Genomic DNA, 17,174 nt, shown 5'->3' with positions numbered 1-17,174 from the left:
GGTATCCAGACAGATAAGCCTTCAGCAGCGCAGATTGAAGAGATTGATTTCGATTTAAGTTCATTCTCAATGGACGCCAACGAGCCAGATGAAGCGGAAAAAGATGCTACAGCTTCCGGTGCCCGGACGGATAAGCCTTCAGAAGCACAGATTGAAGAGATTGATTTCGGTTTAAGTTCATTCTCAATGGATGACTACGGATCCAATGAATTGGATAAAGATTTTACAGCCGCCAGTACCTTATTGGACACATCCTCAGGGGAAAATATAGCCAATAAAGCACAGGAATTTGAAACTCACGAATTTAATTTCAATTCCGGCAATACTGAAACAAAAGAAGCCGATAACCTTGATTTTAGCTCTGTATTAGATGATGAGAAAAACAGTCAGCATGTTGATTTTTCTGCGGATAATTCATTAGATTTTAATGATAATTCGGTTGGTGATTTTGACTTTGATCTTGATTTTGATCTTGATCAGGATGCGCCCTCAACAACAAGCGTACAGAACACCGATCATGCTAGTTTTGGCGTCTCTGATCTTACCGATATGGACGAGTTGGAAACGAAGCTGGATTTAGCAAAAGCATATATAGATATGGGAGATGCAAATGCGGCCAAGGATATTGCCAGAGAAGTGCTTGAACAAGGTACGGTCGAGCAAAAAAAGATAGCCCAAGCGTTGCTTGACGAGTTGGACTGAAACCGTTTTTACCCATAAAAAAAGCCCTTTACGGGCTTTTTTTATGGGATTAGCTCATCAAATTTTTTATGATGGATTCTTGATAACGTATAAAATCCAAAGTGCATTGCTGTAGCACCTGAAAATGTTGATCGATTGCCGCATAATTATTTTTTAATAGGCAACTTTCCAGAGTGTTTGCTGGTTGTTGAATATTCGTCAACCCGCAAAAACTCGCCGAGCCATTTAATTGGTGCGTAATTTCTTTGGCGCGATCGTATTGTTTGTTTTCCAATGCATCTTTAATGTGAATGATTTGCTGAGGAAGTTCTTCAAATAATTTTTCAAAAATGGTCAAAGTAAGTTGCTGGTTATTTTTAGTTTTATTCAGAATTATTTGAATATAAGCTAGAGCTATAGCTATAGCCTTTGTTTGCCAAATATCTATAGTCTCATTAAGCTGTTTTTCAGATATGGGTTTAATTAACCAATCATCAGCCTCAATTAGCGATTGTTTTTCTCTCTGAGATTCTTCTGTCGAATTAATGATAGCTATGATCGGTGTTGTGTTGTTTAGGCCAAGAGGATCTTTAATACGAGTGATAAGCTCCGACTGCCAGGGATGGCGAAAGTGCCCCAATAATCGGTCGGGAACCGCTGCGACCGAACAGTTTACAGTCGAGTCAAGCAGTATCAGATCGAATTGAGTTGTTTCAATGAGCCTTAAAATTTCATCGTATTCATTGGTTACCATAATATTTTGACGGTGACGTTGCGATGATAAATGATTCATGTCAATGTCGCCGGTGATTAACACATTAAATTGTTGATCTTGATAGATTTTTAAAGACATTTTATTTCCTGTTGTGATATCGCTTTGATGAAGAGTTTCGGCAAACAGTCATCAACAGCGTTCATAGTCTTATATGGGAATCAAAATTTCCGGTTGATTTTATCGGATGCAATAGCGTGTCGGTTTTATGACATCTTCACTTTAATTAGGTTGTGGTTATTATTCGCTTAACTATTCAATACTTGTAATTGATACCGAATATAGTTAATTATTCACATTTACAAATATTTATATCTTATTATTTTAAAAGGATCTTTTTTCTTGTATGATTTGATTTTTAGATAAGATTCAATGATAGCGTTCAGCTGTTTGTTAGTGTTATTTACATATGCAAACAAATAAAGCGAAATGTAACTAAATGTTTCTGCATATATTATTATTTAGTGGTCTTTAAATTGCTTGTTTACTGATTAAAAACTGAAGGGTTTGCAACATGGCTGAACTTGAGCAAGAGGGTGGAGACGTAAAGAAATCTCCTAAAAAACTTATCATTATGATTATTGTTGCTGCTGTGATTTTATTAGCAGCTGGCGGTGGAGTCACTTTTTTTATTATGAAAGGAGGTGAAGTTGAACATGTTGATGAGTCGGCAGTTCCTGTAGAAAAATTCTATTTCGATATGAGTAAACCCATCGTCGTCGATTTTCCCAAGGGGGCGCCGGTCCAGCACGGGCGGATTACGGTGTCAATGTTAGCTGAAGATGCCGAAACCATTGATGTTTTGAAAAAAAATGAACCTATGATACGAAATAACCTGTTGATGCTGATCGGCGCTCAGGATGCAGCAAATTTAAATACTCGTGAAGGCAAGGAGATGCTGCGTAAAGCCATGTTAGATGATGTGACCGCCGTTTTAATAAAAATGGCAGGGAAAGGTCAGGTTAACGAGATATTTTTTACTTCATTTGTAATGCAATAACTTATGAGCGATTTACTTTCGCAGGCGGAAATCGATGCACTGTTGAACGGTGTAAGCGATGGGGATATTGATACAGAGGATGAGTCCGATTTTTATCCTGAAGCAGGTGCCGAAGAATTTCATGAAAAAGGCATTGTCAGAGAGTATGACTTTGCCAGCCAGGAAAGAATTGTTCGTGGACGTATGCCTACCTTGGAAATGGTTAATGAACGGTTTGCAAGGTTTATCCGTATTTCCTTATTCAATTTTCTGCGTCGTTCTGCAGAAATTTTTATATCGGGTATTCAAGTTCAAAAATTTTCCGAATATATACAAGGGCTGCTGGTTCCAACAAATTTGACGATTGTCCGGTTTAATCCCTTGCGCGGCAAAGCCTTGATAGTAATCGATCCGCGACTTGTTTTTACCGTAGTAGACAATTTTTTCGGCGGTGCCGGACAGTTTTATAATCAGACTGAAGGAAGGGAATTTACACCGACCGAAATGCGGGTAGTCAGGATAATCATTGATATGATCTTCAAAGATTTGAAAGAAGCTTGGAAGCCGGTTATGGAGCTCGATTTTGAATATGTGAGCGCAGAAATCAATCCCCGGTTTGCCAACATTATCGGTCCCGGAGAAATTATCGTGATCTCTACCATTCATGTCGAATTGGAAGGTGGGGGAGGCGATGTGAATATTGCTATGCCGTATGCGATGCTTGAACCTATCCGGGAGTTACTGGATGCCATCAGTAGCGATAGCGGTGAGGTTGACGGCAGTTGGCAGGCAGCATTGCGTGCTGAAGTGCTGAGAGCGGAAGTGAACGTAAACAGTCTCCTGGTGGAAAAAAGCATGAGCATAAGAGACATTATGCGATTAAAAAAAGGTGACGTAATACCTATTGAAATGCCGGAAACGGTTATTTTGAAAGCAGAAGGGATTCCTGTGTTTGAAGGTAAGGTCGGCATATCGGATGGCAATTATGCAATACAGATTATTGATAAGGTAAAATCTTAAATTAGGCTGACGTATTTAGGGTTTGATTATAACAATATTAGATTGAGAAATAAGATGAGTGAATATCCAGGTACACCTGAAGATGAACAAACAATTGACGATTTTGAGGCTGCTGCATTTCAGGAATTCAATAATCAGTTTGAAGATAAAAAATCGTCTTCAGCCGCAGGTGATGAAGTTAATCTCGATGTTATTCTGGATGTTCCCGTTACTATCTCTATGGAAATCGGCCGGACGCAGATTAATATCAGGAACCTTTTACAGTTAAATCAAGGCTCGGTCGTTGAGTTGGAGCGTTTTGCAGGAGAGCCGCTTGACGTGTTAGTAAACGGCACACTGATTGCGCATGGTGAAGTGGTGGTGATCAATGATAAATTCGGCATTCGCTTGACCGATGTCATAAGTCCATCGGAACGGGTTAAAAGATTAGCTTGATGCCTGGGAAAACAATTGTCGCGTGGTTATTGTTCTGGTGGATTCCAGTGTGCTTTGCCGCGTCTGGTGTCGATGCTCCGAAACAGGCAGTCAGGACGATTTCTTCCGGCGATATGCTTCATTGGATTATTGGACTATTGATAGTTCTGAGTGTTTTTTTTCTCTGCGTATGGGGGATGCGTAAATTAGGCGGAATTACTGCCAATGGCGCGGAAAAAATGCGCATTGTCGGTGGCCTGCCGTTGGGCATGAGGGAAAAAGTCATTTTGCTACAGGTCGGGAAAAAACAGCTTATTCTAGGGGTGACACCGGGACGTATAGACACTTTGCATGTGTTGGAAGGTGACGATTGTTTGAACAGGGAAGAGTCGTCATCTATGGATATGGATACAGGATTTGCACAAAAACTAATGCAAGTGATGAAAGGACGTTCTGATGCATAAAAGCATGTTGTTCCGATTACTGATTATAGGCTTTGCTTTTTTGTTGATCGAAACCCCAGCTTATGCTGTTCCAGGGATTGAAGCGGTCACCGTAACTACGGGCAAGCAAGGCGCTCAGACTTACACGGTAACGATCCAGATTCTGGCGTTAATGACCTTGTTGACCGTGTTGCCGGCGTTGTTGTTGACCATGACATCATTTACCCGGATCGTCATTGTTCTAAGTCTATTGCGAACGGCTTTAGGCACTGGACAGGCGCCTAGTAATCAGGTGTTATTAGGCTTGTCTATGTTTTTGACTATTTTCATTATGATGCCGGTTTTTGACAAAGTGAATACCGAAGCCGTCCAGCCGTACCTCGAAGAGAAAATCGACGTTACTGTCGCCATTGAAAAAGCGTCCGAGCCATTCCGGCAATTTATGCTAAAACAGACCAGAGAGGCCGATCTGGAATTATTTATCAGAATTTCCGGCAATCCAGAGTTGGAGTCGGCCGAAAACGTACCGTTTTCGTTGTTGCTGCCGGCTTTTGTAACCAGTGAGCTAAAAACGGCATTTCAAATAGGCTTTCTGATTTTCTTGCCTTTTTTGATCATTGATTTAGTGGTCGCCAGCGTACTGATGTCCATGGGTATGATGATGTTGTCACCGATGATTATTTCTCTTCCATTTAAAATAATGTTGTTTGTTCTTGCTGATGGCTGGTCTTTGATCATGGAAATGTTGGCAGCAAGTTTTTATATTACTTGATAACCACTCAAGGTAAATTATGGCACCGGAAACTGTTTATATGGTTGGACAGGAAGCGATGATTGTTGCGATCAAGCTGACTGCGCCGGTGTTATTGCCATCTTTGGCAGTAGGCCTGATTATCGCGATGTTTCAAGCTGCCACCCAGATTAGTGAAGCGACATTGACATTTGTGCCCAAGTTGATCGTTATAGGGATTGTTTTGATGATTATGGGGCCGGTCATGCTGCAAATGTTCCTGGATTATTTTCAGGGGTTAATCCGGGATATTCCGCATTTAATTGGCTAAACTTTGCCTACAAGGATGTAGGCAAGGGGCGTGAGCAGGAGCAAAAGCTTTGAATTTTACCGAAGAGCAAATTATCGGCCAGGTGGCAGAGTTTATATGGCCGTTAATGCGCATTAGTGCAATGTTCGTATCCGTGCCGTTATTTAGCATTCAGGCCGTCCCGGCGCGAGTCAGACTGATCCTTTCAGTAGCAATCACTCTCGTTGTCATGCCTTTACTTCCTCCTTTGCCCGCTATTGAAATGTTCAGCTACACCGGATTTATGATGGCTATTTCACAGATTATGATCGGTTTGACGAGTGGTTTTATTCTGCAGTTGGTTTTTGCTGCGGTCGTTTTTGCCGGTCAAGGCATTGCTTTAAGTATGGGCTTGGGTTTTTCAATGATGGTTGATCCGCAAAGCGGACAGCAAGTGCCGGTGATTGCACAATTTTATACAATTATCACCACGTTAATTTTTATCAGTTTGGATGGGCATTTGTTGTTGATACAAATGCTGGTGGATGGTTTTAAAACCTTACCCATCGGTATCGACGGTATAGATAAGGCGGGCATCTGGTCAATCCTCGCGTGGAGCAGCAGAATGTTCGCAGGCGGCTTATTGTTGTCTATGCCCATCATTGCCAGCCTGTTGTTGGTTAATATTATTTTTGGGGTGGCAGCCAGAGCGGCTCCGCAATTACAAATTTTTTCGGTGGGATTTCCGGTAACCTTGATGCTGGGCATATTGTTGGTTTGGAAAACACTGCCTGATGTGTCGGATCAATTTTCCGGAATGTTAACGGATGGCTACGATTTGATCGGGCAGTTGCTGAGATTGTAGATTAAGTTATGGCAGATAACGAAGATAAAACCGAAGAACCCACTGGTAAGCGTTTAGGCGACGCCAGGAAAAAAGGTCAAATTCCCCGTTCCAGAGAACTTATTACGTTTGCCATGCTGATAGCAAGCGCAACATTTTTACTGATGCAGGGAGAAAAAATCGGGAAGGGGCTATTGGAAATGATGCGGACTGAGTTTCAACTGAGCCGCGTAACCATTTTTGATCCGGTTAGTAGTGTATTACATTTAAAGCAGGTAATGATCGATAGCATTATGTTGATTGTACCGTTTTTGGCGTTGATGGTCGTTGTCGCAATTGTTACGCCTATGTCAATGGGCGGCTGGGTATTTAGTTGGGAGGCAATATCTTTTCAACCGTCAAAAATGAATCCAATTACGGGAATTACTAAGATTTTTGCCATACGAGGATTGGTTGAGCTATTCAAAGCGTTGTTGAAAATTTTATTGGTTTTTGCTGTTGCGGCTGTTTTGTACAAAGCCTATATAAGTGAGTTGCTTGGATTGGGCTCCGAGCCACTGGAACAGTCAATAAGTCATGCGTTAAACATCATTGGAGCATGCTTTTTAATGCTGAGTGCCTCACTGGTGCTGATTGCGATGATCGATGTGCCTTATCAGTTGTGGGATTATCATAAAAACATGAAAATGTCTAAGCAGGAGGTCAAGGATGAGCATAAACAATCCGAGGGTAGTCCCGAGGTGAAGGGACGGCAGCGCAGGGTGCAAATGGATATAGCGCGACAACGTATGATGGCGGAAGTACCCAAAGCCGATGTTATTGTTACCAATCCCAGCCATTACGCAGTGGCCTTAAGATACGATCAGAATTCAAATAGCGCGCCAACATTGGTCGCCAAAGGCATCGATTTAATAGCCGCACAAATTCGTAATGCGGCAATAGGCGCCAATGTGCCGTTGGTAGCATCCCCACCTTTAGCCAGAGCATTGTATTATTCGACTGAGTTAGATAAAGAGATACCGCAGGGGCTTTATTTAGCTGTGGCTCAAATACTTGCCTATGTTTATCAGCTAAAATCGGCACAGAAAAATGACTGGAGAGTTCCATTGCCACCAGAAGATATTAACGTGCCTGATGAATTTAAACGGGATTAACCGGGTATGGATTTTACTAAATTAAAGGCCGCATTGGCGGTACTGGGCAAAGCCGAGCTGGGAGCTCCATTAGTTATCGTTATGGTATTAGCGATGCTGATTTTGCCGTTGCCGGCATTCATACTCGATCTGTTATTTACCTTTAACATCGCTTTTTCATTAATTATCCTGCTGGTCGTTGTTTATACAGTTAGACCGTTGGAGTTTGCTTCATTTCCAACCGTTATTTTACTCGCGACCATATTACGATTGGCGCTGAACGTGGCTTCGACCCGTATTGTATTGATTGAAGGGCATAAAGGCGGCGATGCGGCCGGTAAGGTGATTGAGGCTTTTGGAGCTTTTGTTATCGGTGGTAACTTTGCCGTGGGTCTGGTGGTTTTTGCCATACTCATCATCATTAATTTTATGGTCGTCACCAAAGGCGCCGGGCGGATTGCCGAAGTTGGGGCAAGGTTTACGCTGGATGCGATGCCGGGCAAACAGATGGCAATCGATGCAGACTTGAATGCAGGATTGCTTACTCAGGATGAAGCGCGTGCACGCCGTGCCGAGGTGGCTACTGAAGCGGATTTTTACGGTTCCATGGACGGCGCGAGCAAGTTTGTCCGGGGCGATGCAATTGCCGGGATTATCATTCTATTCGTCAACATGATTGGCGGTTTGGCCATTGGTGTGCTTCAGCACGGTTTAAGTTTTGCCGAGGCAGGAGAAATTTATGTCTTACTGTCCATTGGTGATGGTTTAGTCGCTCAAATTCCTTCGTTGTTATTGTCGGTAGCTTCAGCATTGGTTGTTACCAAGGTCGGCAGCACAGGGGAAAATATCGGGCAACAGGTTACCGCACAGCTATTTGCAAATCCTAAAGCATTAACGGTTACAGCGGCGGTGGTAGGGGCGTTGGGTATTATTCCCGGTATGCCGAATATGGTCTTTATCTTGCTGGCCCTGATTTTAGCGGGTGCAGCCTATTTAATTGAGAAGCAGCATAAAGAAGCGGAGCTGATTGCTGTCGATTACCCGCAGGAGCTGGCTCATAACGCTGTTCCTGAGATCAAAGAGTTGGGTTGGGATGATGTGATGCCGGTTGATGTGATCGGTTTGGAAGTAGGTTATAGACTCATTCCGTTGGTAGATAAAAACCAAGGCGGACAACTCATGATCCGTATCAAAGGTGTGCGAAAAAAGCTGTCTCAAGAGTTGGGTTTTTTAATTCCATCGGTGCATATCCGGGATAATCTTGATTTAAGTCCAACAGGCTACAGGATTTCGTTGATGGGGGTGACTGTAGGTGAAGCGGAAATTATGCCGGACATGGAAATGGCGATTAATCCGGGACGCGTTTTCGGTACCTTGAAAGGTACTGCGTGTCAGGATCCCGCCTTTGGTCTGGAGGCAGTGTGGATAGAGTCAAGCCAGAAAGATCATGCGCAAACTCTAGGTTATACAGTGGTCGATCCCGGTACTGTGGTTGCAACCCATCTAAGTCATCTTTTACAGTCGCATGCTCATGAATTGTTCGGTTATGAAGAGGCTCATAAGATACTCGATAATTTGGCTAAGTCCGCTCCTAAGCTGGTTGAGGACTTGGTACCGAAGACATTGCCGTTAGGCGTAGTGGTCAAGGTATTGCAAAATTTGTTACAAGAACGAGTTCCTATTCGAGATATGCGCAGTATCGTCGAAACTTTGGCGGAGTACGGGCTTAGAAGTCAAGATCCCGACATCTTGACATCGGCAGTACGTTCAGCATTAGGCCGATTAATTATCCATGAAATCAGTGGGATGCAGGAAGAGTTGCCGGTTATTACGTTGGATCACGAGTTGGAACAGTTATTGCATAAGTCTTTGCAAACGGCAGGTGAAAACGGTGTCGGAATTGAACCGGGATTAGCGGAACAAATGCATACATCATTGCAAGAAAGTATGCAAAAAATGGAAATGGAAGGACAAACGGCAGTATTGTTGGTTTCATCTTATATCCGTCCTTGGTTGTCCCGATTCGTTCGTCATTCCATTCCAGGGTTACATGTCTTGGCATACAATGAAATACCTGCTGATCGCCAGATCAGAGTGGTTTCAACCGTCGGACGAAGAATATAGTACATGAGGCTAAGTTATGAAGATTAAACGTTTTTTTGCTGAAGATATACGCCAGGCCATGCGGATGGTTAAGGAAGAGTTGGGCGCAGATGCAGTGATCATGTCAAACAAGTCTGTTGACGGCGGCGTTGAAATTGTTGCTGCACGAGATTTTGATGAACAGTTGATTCAGAGCAAGTTGCAAAAACAAACCGCAGAACAACAGTCTTCTGCGCAGTCGAACCGGTTCCCTACCGATTCCGGCACTTCCGCCATCTTCGGCCGCCCTGAAACTAAAAAAGTTAATTTGCCCGATTTTGAAGCGGAAAAAAATCGTTTGCATGTATTAAGTAGCCCCAGAAAACAGAGCGCGGATGGCTTCGTGGCTGAGCATCCTCCGGTAAAGTCGTACCGGCTCCCTGCCGATGGCGGCACTTCCAACATCTCTAACAGCCGGTCGAATCGGTTCCCTACCGATCATGACACTTCCACCGCCCCTGGCGGCCGTCGAAATGTTGACCAATATGTCGGTTATGCAGAAAAAGTACACTTACGCGGAAATCTGGAAACTGTATCGGCAAAAGCCGCCAAGCCTGTTGTATCTGCGGTAAAAGAAAGACCCGCTCCAATAGCCAAAACAGCAGAAAAACAGGCTAGTCTGGCAGATAATTTATTAATGGAAATGAGTAAAGAACTTAAGTCCTTAAGATCTGCAATGGACTCCAAATTGTCCAGTGTCAGTTGGGGCGCAGTAACGCAAGCCAACCCGGTCAGAGCTGATTTGCTGCAACGTTTGGCCGGCATGAGCATCTCAAGAAAACTGAGCGTTAAAATTGCCAACCGCTTTAATAATCACACTGATTCCGAGCTGGTTTTTAACCAAGCGCAAGAACTGCTGGCTAAAGTATTGCCTATAGCTCACGATGATTTGCTGCAGCACGGCGGCATTGCCGCCTTAGTCGGGCCTACCGGCGTAGGAAAAACCACAACGATCGCCAAGTTGGCCGCCAAATTCATTTTAAAACACGGGCCAAGACAGGTCGCGTTGATTACCACCGACAATTACCGTATAGGCGCTCATGAGCAACTTAATACCTATGGGCGAATACTCGATATTCCTGTTCGGGTAGCCTCAAGTGCCGCTGAATTGCGTACTCTTATCAATGGCTTTTCAGATAAACGTCTTATCCTAATCGATACTGCCGGCATGAGCCAACGCGATATGAAACTGGTCGAGCAGATTAATACCTTGCAACAAAGCGGCCTAGACATTAAATCCTATTTGGTGATGTCGGCTGCGACTGAATACAAGGCTATGAATGAAATTATCAAAGCCTTTCATATTTTTGAACCACAAGCGAGTATTTTGACTAAACTTGACGAAGCGGTAACGGTTGGTTCGGCAATTTCTTCGATAATAGAACATAATCTGCCGCTAGCTTTTATTGCCGACGGTCAGCAAGTGCCTGAGGATATGCACAGCGCTTGTGCCAGGACTTTAGTCGCACAATGTGCGGCTGAGTTGGATGAAGAAAGCGACTATAACGATGCATATAATGAAGCTTGGGTGGCGCAAGGATATGCATAAGCAAGCTGATCAAGCAGCAGGAATAAGAAAAATGAATACAATTAAACCTGTTCGGGTTATCGCGGTTACCAGCGGCAAGGGTGGGGTAGGCAAAACAAACTTGTCGGTTAACGTCGGCTTAGCCCTGTCGCAAATGGGACAGCGGGTAGTGTTAATGGATGCTGATATGGGACTGGCGAATGTTGATATTTTGTTGGGTGTATACCCCAAGTTCAACCTTTCGCATGTACTGTCGGGAGAAAAAACCTTAGACGAAATCATGCTTGACGGCCCTTCCGGCTTGAGAATTATTCCAGGGGCATCCGGTATCCAAAAAATGTCCGAATTGACCACGGTTGAACAGGCCTCAGTCATTCATGCCTTTAGCGAGATTGACCAGGATATCGACGTATTGATTGTCGATACGGCGGCCGGCATATCGGCAAGCGTGGTCAATTTTGCCCGCGCCTGCCAGGAAATCATTGTTGTTGTTTGCGATGAACCGACCTCGTTAACCGATGCTTATGCTTTTATTAAATTGCTTAACAGAGATTATGGTTTGTCCCATTTCCATGTGATTACCAATATGGTTCAAACTGTTCAGCAAGGCCATGCGTTGTTCCAAAAATTAAGTAAAGTAACGGACCGCTATTTGGATGTCACTTTGAAATTTGCAGGTGCGGTGCCTTATGATGAATATTTGCGTAAATCGGTTCAAAAACAGATGCCGGTCGTTCTAGGTTTTCCCAGAAGCAAGTCATCTCTGGCGTTAAAAACAATAGCTGCCAGAATTGATAGTTGGCCGCTAAAATCCCAAGCAGGCGGTTATATAGAGTTTTTTATTGAAAGAATGATCCAGTATGGATCTCAAAAGGATGTCGCATGAATGGCGTGGCAATGTACACTTCGGTACAGGCTGGAGGCACAGATGAACGTGTCATGCAGCATGTGCCATTAGTTAAGCGCATTGCCTACCACTTATTGAGCAGATTGCCCGATTCCGTTCAAGTCGATGATTTGATTCAGGCAGGGATGCTCGGTTTACTGGAAGCAATCAAGAATTATGATGCTTCGCAGGGAGCCAGCTTCGATACCTATGCCGGCATTCGTATTCGGGGTTCAATGCTGGATGAGGTTAGGCGCAGTGATTGGACGCCTCGTTCCGTGCATAAAAAATCACGGATGGTTAGCGATGCCATACGGACAATTGAAAATAAAACCGGGCGCGAGGCAAAGGATGTCGATGTGGCCGAACATTTAGGCATAGCCATAGATGAATATAATCACATCCTTCAGGATACAAGCAGTTGCCGCATATTCAGTATCGAAGAGTTGGCGCAAGATGGCGACCGTTATCTTGATGATGTCCTGAATCAGGAAGAAGGGCCGGCAGACGGTTTAACTCGTGAAAGTTTTCAACAGGCGTTGGCAAACGCAATCATGGGCTTGCCTGAACGCGAGCGTTTGGTTATATCGCTTTATTATGATGAAGAGCTGAATTTGCGCGAAATCGGTGAGGTTTTGAATATCAGTGAATCCAGAGTCAGTCAAATCAGTACTCAGGCCGTGTTGAGATTGCGATCAAGACTGTCTGAATGGACAAGCGATTGATAGTTTCAGTCATCTATTTGAAAATTAAAAAAATGGATATTTTAAGTATCCTAGGCATTTCAGCTGGCGTGGGTGCGATTTTATTAGGAATCGTGCTTGATGGTGGCGATATCAACTCGTTGATTAATGTACCGGCACTGATTATTGTGTTTGGGGGTACATTCGGCGCAACGCTTTTGCAATTTCCACCGGGCATTTTTGTCAGAAGCATAAAAATGCTTTCGTGGGTGTTAATACCAAAAGAAATGAATCTTTCGGAGCAAATTGACAAGATAATCTTTTGGAGTTATTTGGCGCGAAAGGAGGGTTTATTAGGTCTTGAAAATGCGCTGCCCAATGAAAAAGACCCATTTACCAAAAAAGGCTTACAGTTACTAATTGACGGAAATGATCCTGAAGCCATTCGTGAAATACTGGATATGGATATGTATTCCAAGGAAAATATGGGTTTGCAAGCAGCAAGCTTGTATGAAGCTATGGGCGGCTATGCGCCGACTTTCGGTATTCTCGGCGCCGTGATGGGCTTAATTCATGTCATGCAGAACCTGACCAATCCGGGACTGTTAGGTCAAGGGATAGCAACGGCTTTTGTCGCAACAATCTATGGCGTGGGCTCTGCCAACCTGATTTTTTTGCCGATCGCCAATAAATTAAAAAATCACGTGCTTGCATTGACTCAAGCCAGGGAAATGCTGGCTGAGGGTATTATTTCTATTGCCGATGGCGAAAACCCAAGAAATATCAAACTGAAATTGAGCGGCTATCTGCATGAGACATATAAAGACTAAGTAATGGCCAGGCGTAGGAAAAGACCTAGGGATACTAATAATCATGACCGTTGGATGGTGTCTTATGCAGATTTTATCACCCTGTTATTTGCATTTTTTGTGGTCATGTATTCAATCTCTTCGGTCAATGAAGGAAAATACAAGACATTGTCCGATTCCTTAGGCGAAGCTTTCTCAAATAAAGAGCAACTGAGCAGTGAGATCGATTCCATACAGACCAACCCCATTCAGATAGGAACTTTGCCGACGGTTATACAGCCTATTCCATTGGAAAATCCCCCGACGGCAGAAATTGAAAAAAGGCGGGAGCTGAGCGAAGAGATATTAAAAGAGAGAAAGCAGTTGAGCGAGGTATCCGGTCAATTCGAACAGGTTTTAGCCCCTTTTATTGATGAAAAGCTGGTTGCAGTCAAAAAAAACGACTATTGGATAGAGCTGGAAATGAACAGTGAAATGCTGTTTTTGAGTGGTGAGGCGGAATTATCCAAAAAATCGCTACCGGTGCTGAAAAAGATTGCCGAAGTGGTTAATCCGTTACCCAATATGATTAATATCGAAGGGCATACCGATAATGTTCCTATCGATAACATAAAATTTAGATCGAATTGGGACTTGTCGTCCGCTCGGGCGACCAGCGTTGTTCACGAATTTGTTAAGGAAGGTATTAACCCTCTCCGTTTGTCTGCAATCGGTTATGGGGAATTTCATCCTATCGGAGATAACAAAATAGAGGAGGGGCGATTTAAGAACCGGAGAGTGGTTCTGGTTTTAATGTCGCAAGCTTTTGCTCGTTATGGCGCAAACGATGAAGAACGTGCCAAATTATTAAATTTGGCGCCGACCGCAATGGATGTTAGTCAACCATAGTGCTGATTTGTTTAACAATAAAGTAAAATGACTGCTAATATTAAGAAAGAGTTTGCTTTTTGCACCAGCGTTAGATACAGGAGGCCGATATGCTAGAAATACAACCCGTATTACCCGCTTTTCCAGTCGTAAAATCCAAAAAAATTAGAGACAACGATCATCCGCCAGAGAAACGGCAAAATGGAAAAAAGCAAGAAGCTGAAAAACAGGACGCCGAGCCCATACAACATATTGATGAAATTGTGTGATGAATAATCCATTGATGGCTGTTCTTATCATTGAAGCTGTGACTATTGTTGTCATGCTGCTTTTGCTTCTTTGGTTGGTACGTGTTCAGCTGAAAATTAAACACGATTATCAGGTTCTTAATGATATTGTTCACAGTAACAGTAACGATATTGCAGGCTTGTGTTCCGCCGCTTTAATGATCGATAACCGAATAGCTACAGTGGATGACCGAATAGCCGCTACAGACGGGCAGATTGATAATCTGGCGGCAAAGATTACGGAAGCCGCGCAAAACGACCAGTCTTCTTCTCATCCGTACAGCGGAGACATTCGAAAAGTAAGAAGCGGAGCTAGCATCAATGAATTAATGCAAAACTCAGGATTAAGCCACGATGAAGCCGCTTTATTGATTCGTTTGCATGGGTCTAAAACACAATCGTAAAAAGCAGCGCATTAAAAAGCCCGGCTTCCTTGATAGGGCAGCCGGGCTTTTTTTTGCGGAAATTTTAGTCTTCGCCGCTAAATACGCCTAGCAACTGCAACAAGCTCAGGAACAGGTTGTAGATAGAAACATATAAAGAAACGGTTGCCAAAATGTAGTTAGTCTCACCGCCGTGAATGATTTCACTGGTTTGAAATAAAATCATACCGGACATCAGCAGAATAAACATGGCCGATACCGCCAGCGATAAAGTCGGTATAGAAAAAAACATCGCTCCAAGACCCGCCAAAAATGCCACCAGTACGCCCACCATCAGGAAGCCGCCCAGAAAGCTGAAATCTTTGCGTGTTGTTAAGGCATAGCCTGAAAGACCCAGGAATATAACACCTGTGCCGCCTAATGCGGTCATGATCAGTTCGTGGCCGTTGCTGAAGGCCTTGATGTACATAGTTAAAATAGGGCCGAGAGTTAGTCCCATAAAGCCGGTTAAGGCAAAAACGAAAATCAGGCCCAAGCTGCTGTTGCTGAATTTAGTGGTCAAGAACAGCAGGCCGAAATAACCAACCAAGGTAATGATAGGGTTAAAATGCGGCAGATTCAGAACCATTGCCGCACCTGCTGTCATAGCGCTGAACATCAACGTCATCGACAATAACAAATAAGTGTTTCTCAGAACTTTATTGGTTGCCAGAACGCCGGCTTCCGGGCGTGAAATAGCAGTATTTAATCTCATTTTATTTACATTCCTTAAAAAACGAAGGGTTAACGGAAAAGATAGACCTCTAAATCTTACAAGAGTTTGACTGTCTTGGTAAGAATATTTAGTAGAATGTCCGATTATTGAAAGAATGATTTCTTATAACGCTGGATTATGACAGAAAACACACAAATAACGCCTTATGAACTGATAGGCAAAGAGGCGGCAATACGCAGTTTAGTTGGGCGGTTTTATTTCTTTATGGACACATTGCCTGAGGCCTCTGGAATTCGGGCAATGCATGCGGCGGATTTGTCGGATGCACATGACAAGTTGTTCAAGTTTTTGTCCGGCTGGTTGGGCGGCCCCGATTTGTTTATTCAGGAATACGGGCATCCAAGGTTGCGGCAGCGGCATTTTCCGTTTGCGATAGATACAAGTGCAAGAGACCAGTGGATGTTGTGCATGAATAAAGCCCTAAATGAAATAGCCATGGATGCGAATTTCAGAGAAAATTTAAGCCAAGCATTACAGCAACTGGCAACTCACATGATTAATCAGGATGAATAGGATTGAAATCAGTAGGGCGCATGTGGCACCGAAGCAGATAATAGTATTTTTTAACCCAGTAACATAGAGAACCGTCATTTCTAATTTAGCATTTTCCTACCAAATCCGGCGCAGTCAGCGGGCCATGCAGATGCGAATCGTCGTAACGCTCGGTAAAGTTGAAGTTGTCGCTCCACCTAAGGCTGCCGAGCATAAAATCCATCAATTTGTTCAGGCCAAGCAACAGTGGATAGTCCAAACCTTGGCTAAAATTGAAGCCAATAGCCTGCATCATAAAAAATTGGCTCCGGCTGTTTATGTTCATGGCGCTGAAGTTCCTTATCAGGGGGCATCCTATAAATTGGCAGTTCAGCCCTCAAAATTAAAAAGAATAAAAATAGAATTTAGCCAGGGATTTATTGCCCACGTGCCCGACGCATTGATCATTAAAGATCACAGTGCCGAGATAAAAGAAGCATTAATTCGCTGGATGAAAAAGGAATCGAAAAGCCAAGTGGAGCGGGTGGTAAAGCAGCATGCAGAAAGAAAACAGCTGTTTCCGCAGACCATTAAAATCAAAACCCAAAAAAGCCGATGGGGCAGCTGCGGCATTCACAACGACATCAACATCAATTGGCTGTTAATCATAGCCCCTCCCGAAGTCATGGAATACGTGGTGGTGCATGAACTTTGCCACATCAAGATCAGGAACCACTCCGCTCATTTTTGGGCCTTGGTTGCTGAACATTTACCGGATTATAAAAGCCGAAGGCATTGGCTGAAAAAGCATGGCAGTAGTTTGATGATGGGGCTGTGATTTGCGGATAGAGGGAAATTGGTAATCTGCAATTGAATCATTACAATTACGTACCAGCTGTCGGTTGTCGCAATTAGTGAAAACTGTGCCAAATTAATGAAAAAGTAGTGATAGGGTTAATGAAAAAATCATAAATTATCCTAGAAAAATCATTTGATCTACGAAAACCCAAAGTAGGCGCTTTAGGCGACACAAAAAAC

The 17,174-nt window shown here is 43.5% G+C and carries 21 protein-coding genes; 19 read left to right on the top strand and 2 right to left on the bottom strand.

Annotation, left to right across the window (positions count from 1 at the left end; translation table 11 throughout):
- A partial coding sequence (locus EPO18_RS13265; RefSeq protein WP_292433937.1) for a FimV C-terminal domain-containing protein occupies nucleotides 1-702 on the top strand: 702 nt, incomplete at its 5' end.
- Between the two features lie 49 nt (nucleotides 703-751).
- Here the strand turns inward: EPO18_RS13265 and EPO18_RS13260 are convergent.
- Nucleotides 752-1,534: an Hpt domain-containing protein gene (locus EPO18_RS13260; protein WP_292433935.1), complete on the bottom strand. Its 783-nt coding sequence runs from the start codon at nucleotides 1,532-1,534 to the stop codon at nucleotides 752-754.
- A gap of 433 nt (nucleotides 1,535-1,967) precedes the next feature.
- Between EPO18_RS13260 and EPO18_RS13255 the strand changes: the two genes are divergently transcribed.
- The 16 genes from EPO18_RS13255 (at nucleotide 1,968) to EPO18_RS13180 (ending at nucleotide 14,911) form a co-directional block, all read left to right on the top strand.
- Nucleotides 1,968-2,453 carry a flagellar basal body-associated FliL family protein gene (locus tag EPO18_RS13255; RefSeq protein ID WP_292433934.1) on the top strand — a complete coding sequence of 162 codons (486 nt, stop codon included), beginning with the start codon at nucleotides 1,968-1,970 and terminating at the stop codon, nucleotides 2,451-2,453.
- A gap of 3 nt (nucleotides 2,454-2,456) precedes the next feature.
- Nucleotides 2,457-3,452, top strand: coding sequence for a flagellar motor switch protein FliM (gene fliM, locus EPO18_RS13250; RefSeq protein ID WP_292433932.1), 996 nt, complete (start codon nucleotides 2,457-2,459; stop codon nucleotides 3,450-3,452).
- A gap of 54 nt (nucleotides 3,453-3,506) precedes the next feature.
- Entirely contained in the window at nucleotides 3,507-3,887 is a 381-nt protein-coding gene (gene fliN / locus EPO18_RS13245) for a flagellar motor switch protein FliN (protein WP_292433931.1), read from the top strand.
- Nucleotides 3,887-4,330 (top strand): flagellar biosynthetic protein FliO, encoded by a 444-nt coding sequence (gene fliO / locus EPO18_RS13240; protein WP_292433929.1) that lies wholly within the window; start codon nucleotides 3,887-3,889, stop codon nucleotides 4,328-4,330. The genes fliN and fliO overlap by 1 nt, the downstream gene beginning before the upstream one ends.
- Entirely contained in the window at nucleotides 4,323-5,081 is a 759-nt protein-coding gene (gene fliP, locus EPO18_RS13235) for a flagellar type III secretion system pore protein FliP (protein WP_292433927.1), read from the top strand. The genes fliO and fliP overlap by 8 nt, the downstream gene beginning before the upstream one ends.
- Nucleotides 5,082-5,100: 19 nt before the next feature.
- Nucleotides 5,101-5,370, top strand: a complete 270-nt coding sequence (gene fliQ, locus EPO18_RS13230) for a flagellar biosynthesis protein FliQ (protein WP_292433925.1) — start codon at nucleotides 5,101-5,103, stop codon at nucleotides 5,368-5,370.
- Between the two features lie 49 nt (nucleotides 5,371-5,419).
- Nucleotides 5,420-6,193, top strand: coding sequence for a flagellar biosynthetic protein FliR (gene fliR, locus EPO18_RS13225; protein ID WP_292433923.1), 774 nt, complete (start codon nucleotides 5,420-5,422; stop codon nucleotides 6,191-6,193).
- Nucleotides 6,194-6,201: 8 nt separating this feature from the next.
- The gene (flhB, locus tag EPO18_RS13220; RefSeq protein WP_292433921.1) at nucleotides 6,202-7,326 is read left to right on the top strand and encodes a flagellar biosynthesis protein FlhB; all 1,125 of its coding nucleotides are present in this window, start codon (nucleotides 6,202-6,204) and stop codon (nucleotides 7,324-7,326) included.
- A gap of 6 nt (nucleotides 7,327-7,332) precedes the next feature.
- Complete coding sequence (flhA, locus tag EPO18_RS13215) at nucleotides 7,333-9,429, top strand: flagellar biosynthesis protein FlhA (protein WP_292433919.1); 2,097 nt, start codon at nucleotides 7,333-7,335, stop codon at nucleotides 9,427-9,429.
- Nucleotides 9,430-9,445: 16 nt separating this feature from the next.
- The gene (gene flhF / locus EPO18_RS13210; protein WP_292433917.1) at nucleotides 9,446-10,996 is read left to right on the top strand and encodes a flagellar biosynthesis protein FlhF; all 1,551 of its coding nucleotides are present in this window, start codon (nucleotides 9,446-9,448) and stop codon (nucleotides 10,994-10,996) included.
- 31 nt (nucleotides 10,997-11,027) lie between these two features.
- The gene (locus EPO18_RS13205) at nucleotides 11,028-11,861 is read left to right on the top strand and encodes a MinD/ParA family protein (RefSeq protein ID WP_292433915.1); all 834 of its coding nucleotides are present in this window, start codon (nucleotides 11,028-11,030) and stop codon (nucleotides 11,859-11,861) included.
- A complete protein-coding gene (locus EPO18_RS13200; protein WP_292433913.1) occupies nucleotides 11,858-12,586 on the top strand; it encodes an RNA polymerase sigma factor FliA in 729 nt (242 codons plus the stop codon). Before EPO18_RS13205 ends, EPO18_RS13200 begins: the two co-directional genes overlap by 4 nt.
- Nucleotides 12,571-13,374 carry a flagellar motor protein gene (locus tag EPO18_RS13195; RefSeq protein ID WP_292433911.1) on the top strand — a complete coding sequence of 268 codons (804 nt, stop codon included), beginning with the start codon at nucleotides 12,571-12,573 and terminating at the stop codon, nucleotides 13,372-13,374. Before EPO18_RS13200 ends, EPO18_RS13195 begins: the two co-directional genes overlap by 16 nt.
- A 3-nt stretch (nucleotides 13,375-13,377) precedes the next feature.
- A complete protein-coding gene (gene motD / locus EPO18_RS13190) occupies nucleotides 13,378-14,241 on the top strand; it encodes a flagellar motor protein MotD (RefSeq protein WP_292433909.1) in 864 nt (287 codons plus the stop codon).
- An 89-nt stretch (nucleotides 14,242-14,330) separates the two neighbouring features.
- On the top strand, nucleotides 14,331-14,489 hold the full coding sequence (locus tag EPO18_RS13185; RefSeq protein ID WP_292433907.1) for a hypothetical protein: 159 nt from the start codon (nucleotides 14,331-14,333) through the stop codon (nucleotides 14,487-14,489).
- Nucleotides 14,489-14,911 (top strand): DUF2802 domain-containing protein, encoded by a 423-nt coding sequence (locus EPO18_RS13180; RefSeq protein WP_292433905.1) that lies wholly within the window; start codon nucleotides 14,489-14,491, stop codon nucleotides 14,909-14,911. The genes EPO18_RS13185 and EPO18_RS13180 overlap by 1 nt, the downstream gene beginning before the upstream one ends.
- Before the next feature lie 64 nt (nucleotides 14,912-14,975).
- On the opposite strand, the gene EPO18_RS13175 is transcribed toward EPO18_RS13180, so the two are convergent.
- Nucleotides 14,976-15,644, bottom strand: a complete 669-nt coding sequence (locus EPO18_RS13175) for a Bax inhibitor-1/YccA family protein (RefSeq protein ID WP_292433903.1) — start codon at nucleotides 15,642-15,644, stop codon at nucleotides 14,976-14,978.
- 138 nt (nucleotides 15,645-15,782) lie between these two features.
- Between EPO18_RS13175 and EPO18_RS13170 the strand changes: the two genes are divergently transcribed.
- Together EPO18_RS13170 and EPO18_RS13165 are read left to right on the top strand one after the other, a co-directional pair.
- Complete coding sequence (locus tag EPO18_RS13170) at nucleotides 15,783-16,178, top strand: group II truncated hemoglobin (RefSeq protein WP_292433901.1); 396 nt, start codon at nucleotides 15,783-15,785, stop codon at nucleotides 16,176-16,178.
- 124 nt (nucleotides 16,179-16,302) lie between these two features.
- Entirely contained in the window at nucleotides 16,303-16,974 is a 672-nt protein-coding gene (locus EPO18_RS13165) for a M48 family metallopeptidase (RefSeq protein ID WP_292433899.1), read from the top strand.
- The last annotated feature ends 200 nt before the right edge of the window (nucleotides 16,975-17,174 follow it).

It is taken from the genome of Methylobacter sp., from assembly GCF_004322395.1.
Taxonomy (GTDB): Bacteria; Pseudomonadota; Gammaproteobacteria; order Methylococcales; family Methylomonadaceae; genus Methylobacter_A.
The sequence above is the reverse complement of the archived record's forward strand: the minus strand, read 5'-3'. Positions and strand labels throughout refer to the sequence as shown.

Coding starts and splice junctions, on each gene's coding strand:
- EPO18_RS13260 (WP_292433935.1), bottom strand. CDS start 1,534: ATGTCTTTAAAAATCTATCAAGATCAACAATTTAATGTGTTAATCACC.
- EPO18_RS13255 (WP_292433934.1), top strand. CDS start 1,968: ATGGCTGAACTTGAGCAAGAGGGTGGAGACGTAAAGAAATCTCCTAAA.
- fliM (WP_292433932.1), top strand. CDS start 2,457: ATGAGCGATTTACTTTCGCAGGCGGAAATCGATGCACTGTTGAACGGT.
- fliN (WP_292433931.1), top strand. CDS start 3,507: ATGAGTGAATATCCAGGTACACCTGAAGATGAACAAACAATTGACGAT.
- fliO (WP_292433929.1), top strand. CDS start 3,887: ATGCCTGGGAAAACAATTGTCGCGTGGTTATTGTTCTGGTGGATTCCA.
- fliP (WP_292433927.1), top strand. CDS start 4,323: ATGCATAAAAGCATGTTGTTCCGATTACTGATTATAGGCTTTGCTTTT.
- fliQ (WP_292433925.1), top strand. CDS start 5,101: ATGGCACCGGAAACTGTTTATATGGTTGGACAGGAAGCGATGATTGTT.
- flhB (WP_292433921.1), top strand. CDS start 6,202: ATGGCAGATAACGAAGATAAAACCGAAGAACCCACTGGTAAGCGTTTA.
- flhA (WP_292433919.1), top strand. CDS start 7,333: ATGGATTTTACTAAATTAAAGGCCGCATTGGCGGTACTGGGCAAAGCC.
- flhF (WP_292433917.1), top strand. CDS start 9,446: ATGAAGATTAAACGTTTTTTTGCTGAAGATATACGCCAGGCCATGCGG.
- EPO18_RS13205 (WP_292433915.1), top strand. CDS start 11,028: ATGAATACAATTAAACCTGTTCGGGTTATCGCGGTTACCAGCGGCAAG.
- EPO18_RS13200 (WP_292433913.1), top strand. CDS start 11,858: ATGAATGGCGTGGCAATGTACACTTCGGTACAGGCTGGAGGCACAGAT.
- EPO18_RS13195 (WP_292433911.1), top strand. CDS start 12,571: ATGGACAAGCGATTGATAGTTTCAGTCATCTATTTGAAAATTAAAAAA.
- motD (WP_292433909.1), top strand. CDS start 13,378: ATGGCCAGGCGTAGGAAAAGACCTAGGGATACTAATAATCATGACCGT.
- EPO18_RS13185 (WP_292433907.1), top strand. CDS start 14,331: ATGCTAGAAATACAACCCGTATTACCCGCTTTTCCAGTCGTAAAATCC.
- EPO18_RS13180 (WP_292433905.1), top strand. CDS start 14,489: ATGAATAATCCATTGATGGCTGTTCTTATCATTGAAGCTGTGACTATT.
- EPO18_RS13175 (WP_292433903.1), bottom strand. CDS start 15,644: ATGAGATTAAATACTGCTATTTCACGCCCGGAAGCCGGCGTTCTGGCA.
- EPO18_RS13170 (WP_292433901.1), top strand. CDS start 15,783: ATGACAGAAAACACACAAATAACGCCTTATGAACTGATAGGCAAAGAG.
- EPO18_RS13165 (WP_292433899.1), top strand. CDS start 16,303: ATGCAGATGCGAATCGTCGTAACGCTCGGTAAAGTTGAAGTTGTCGCT.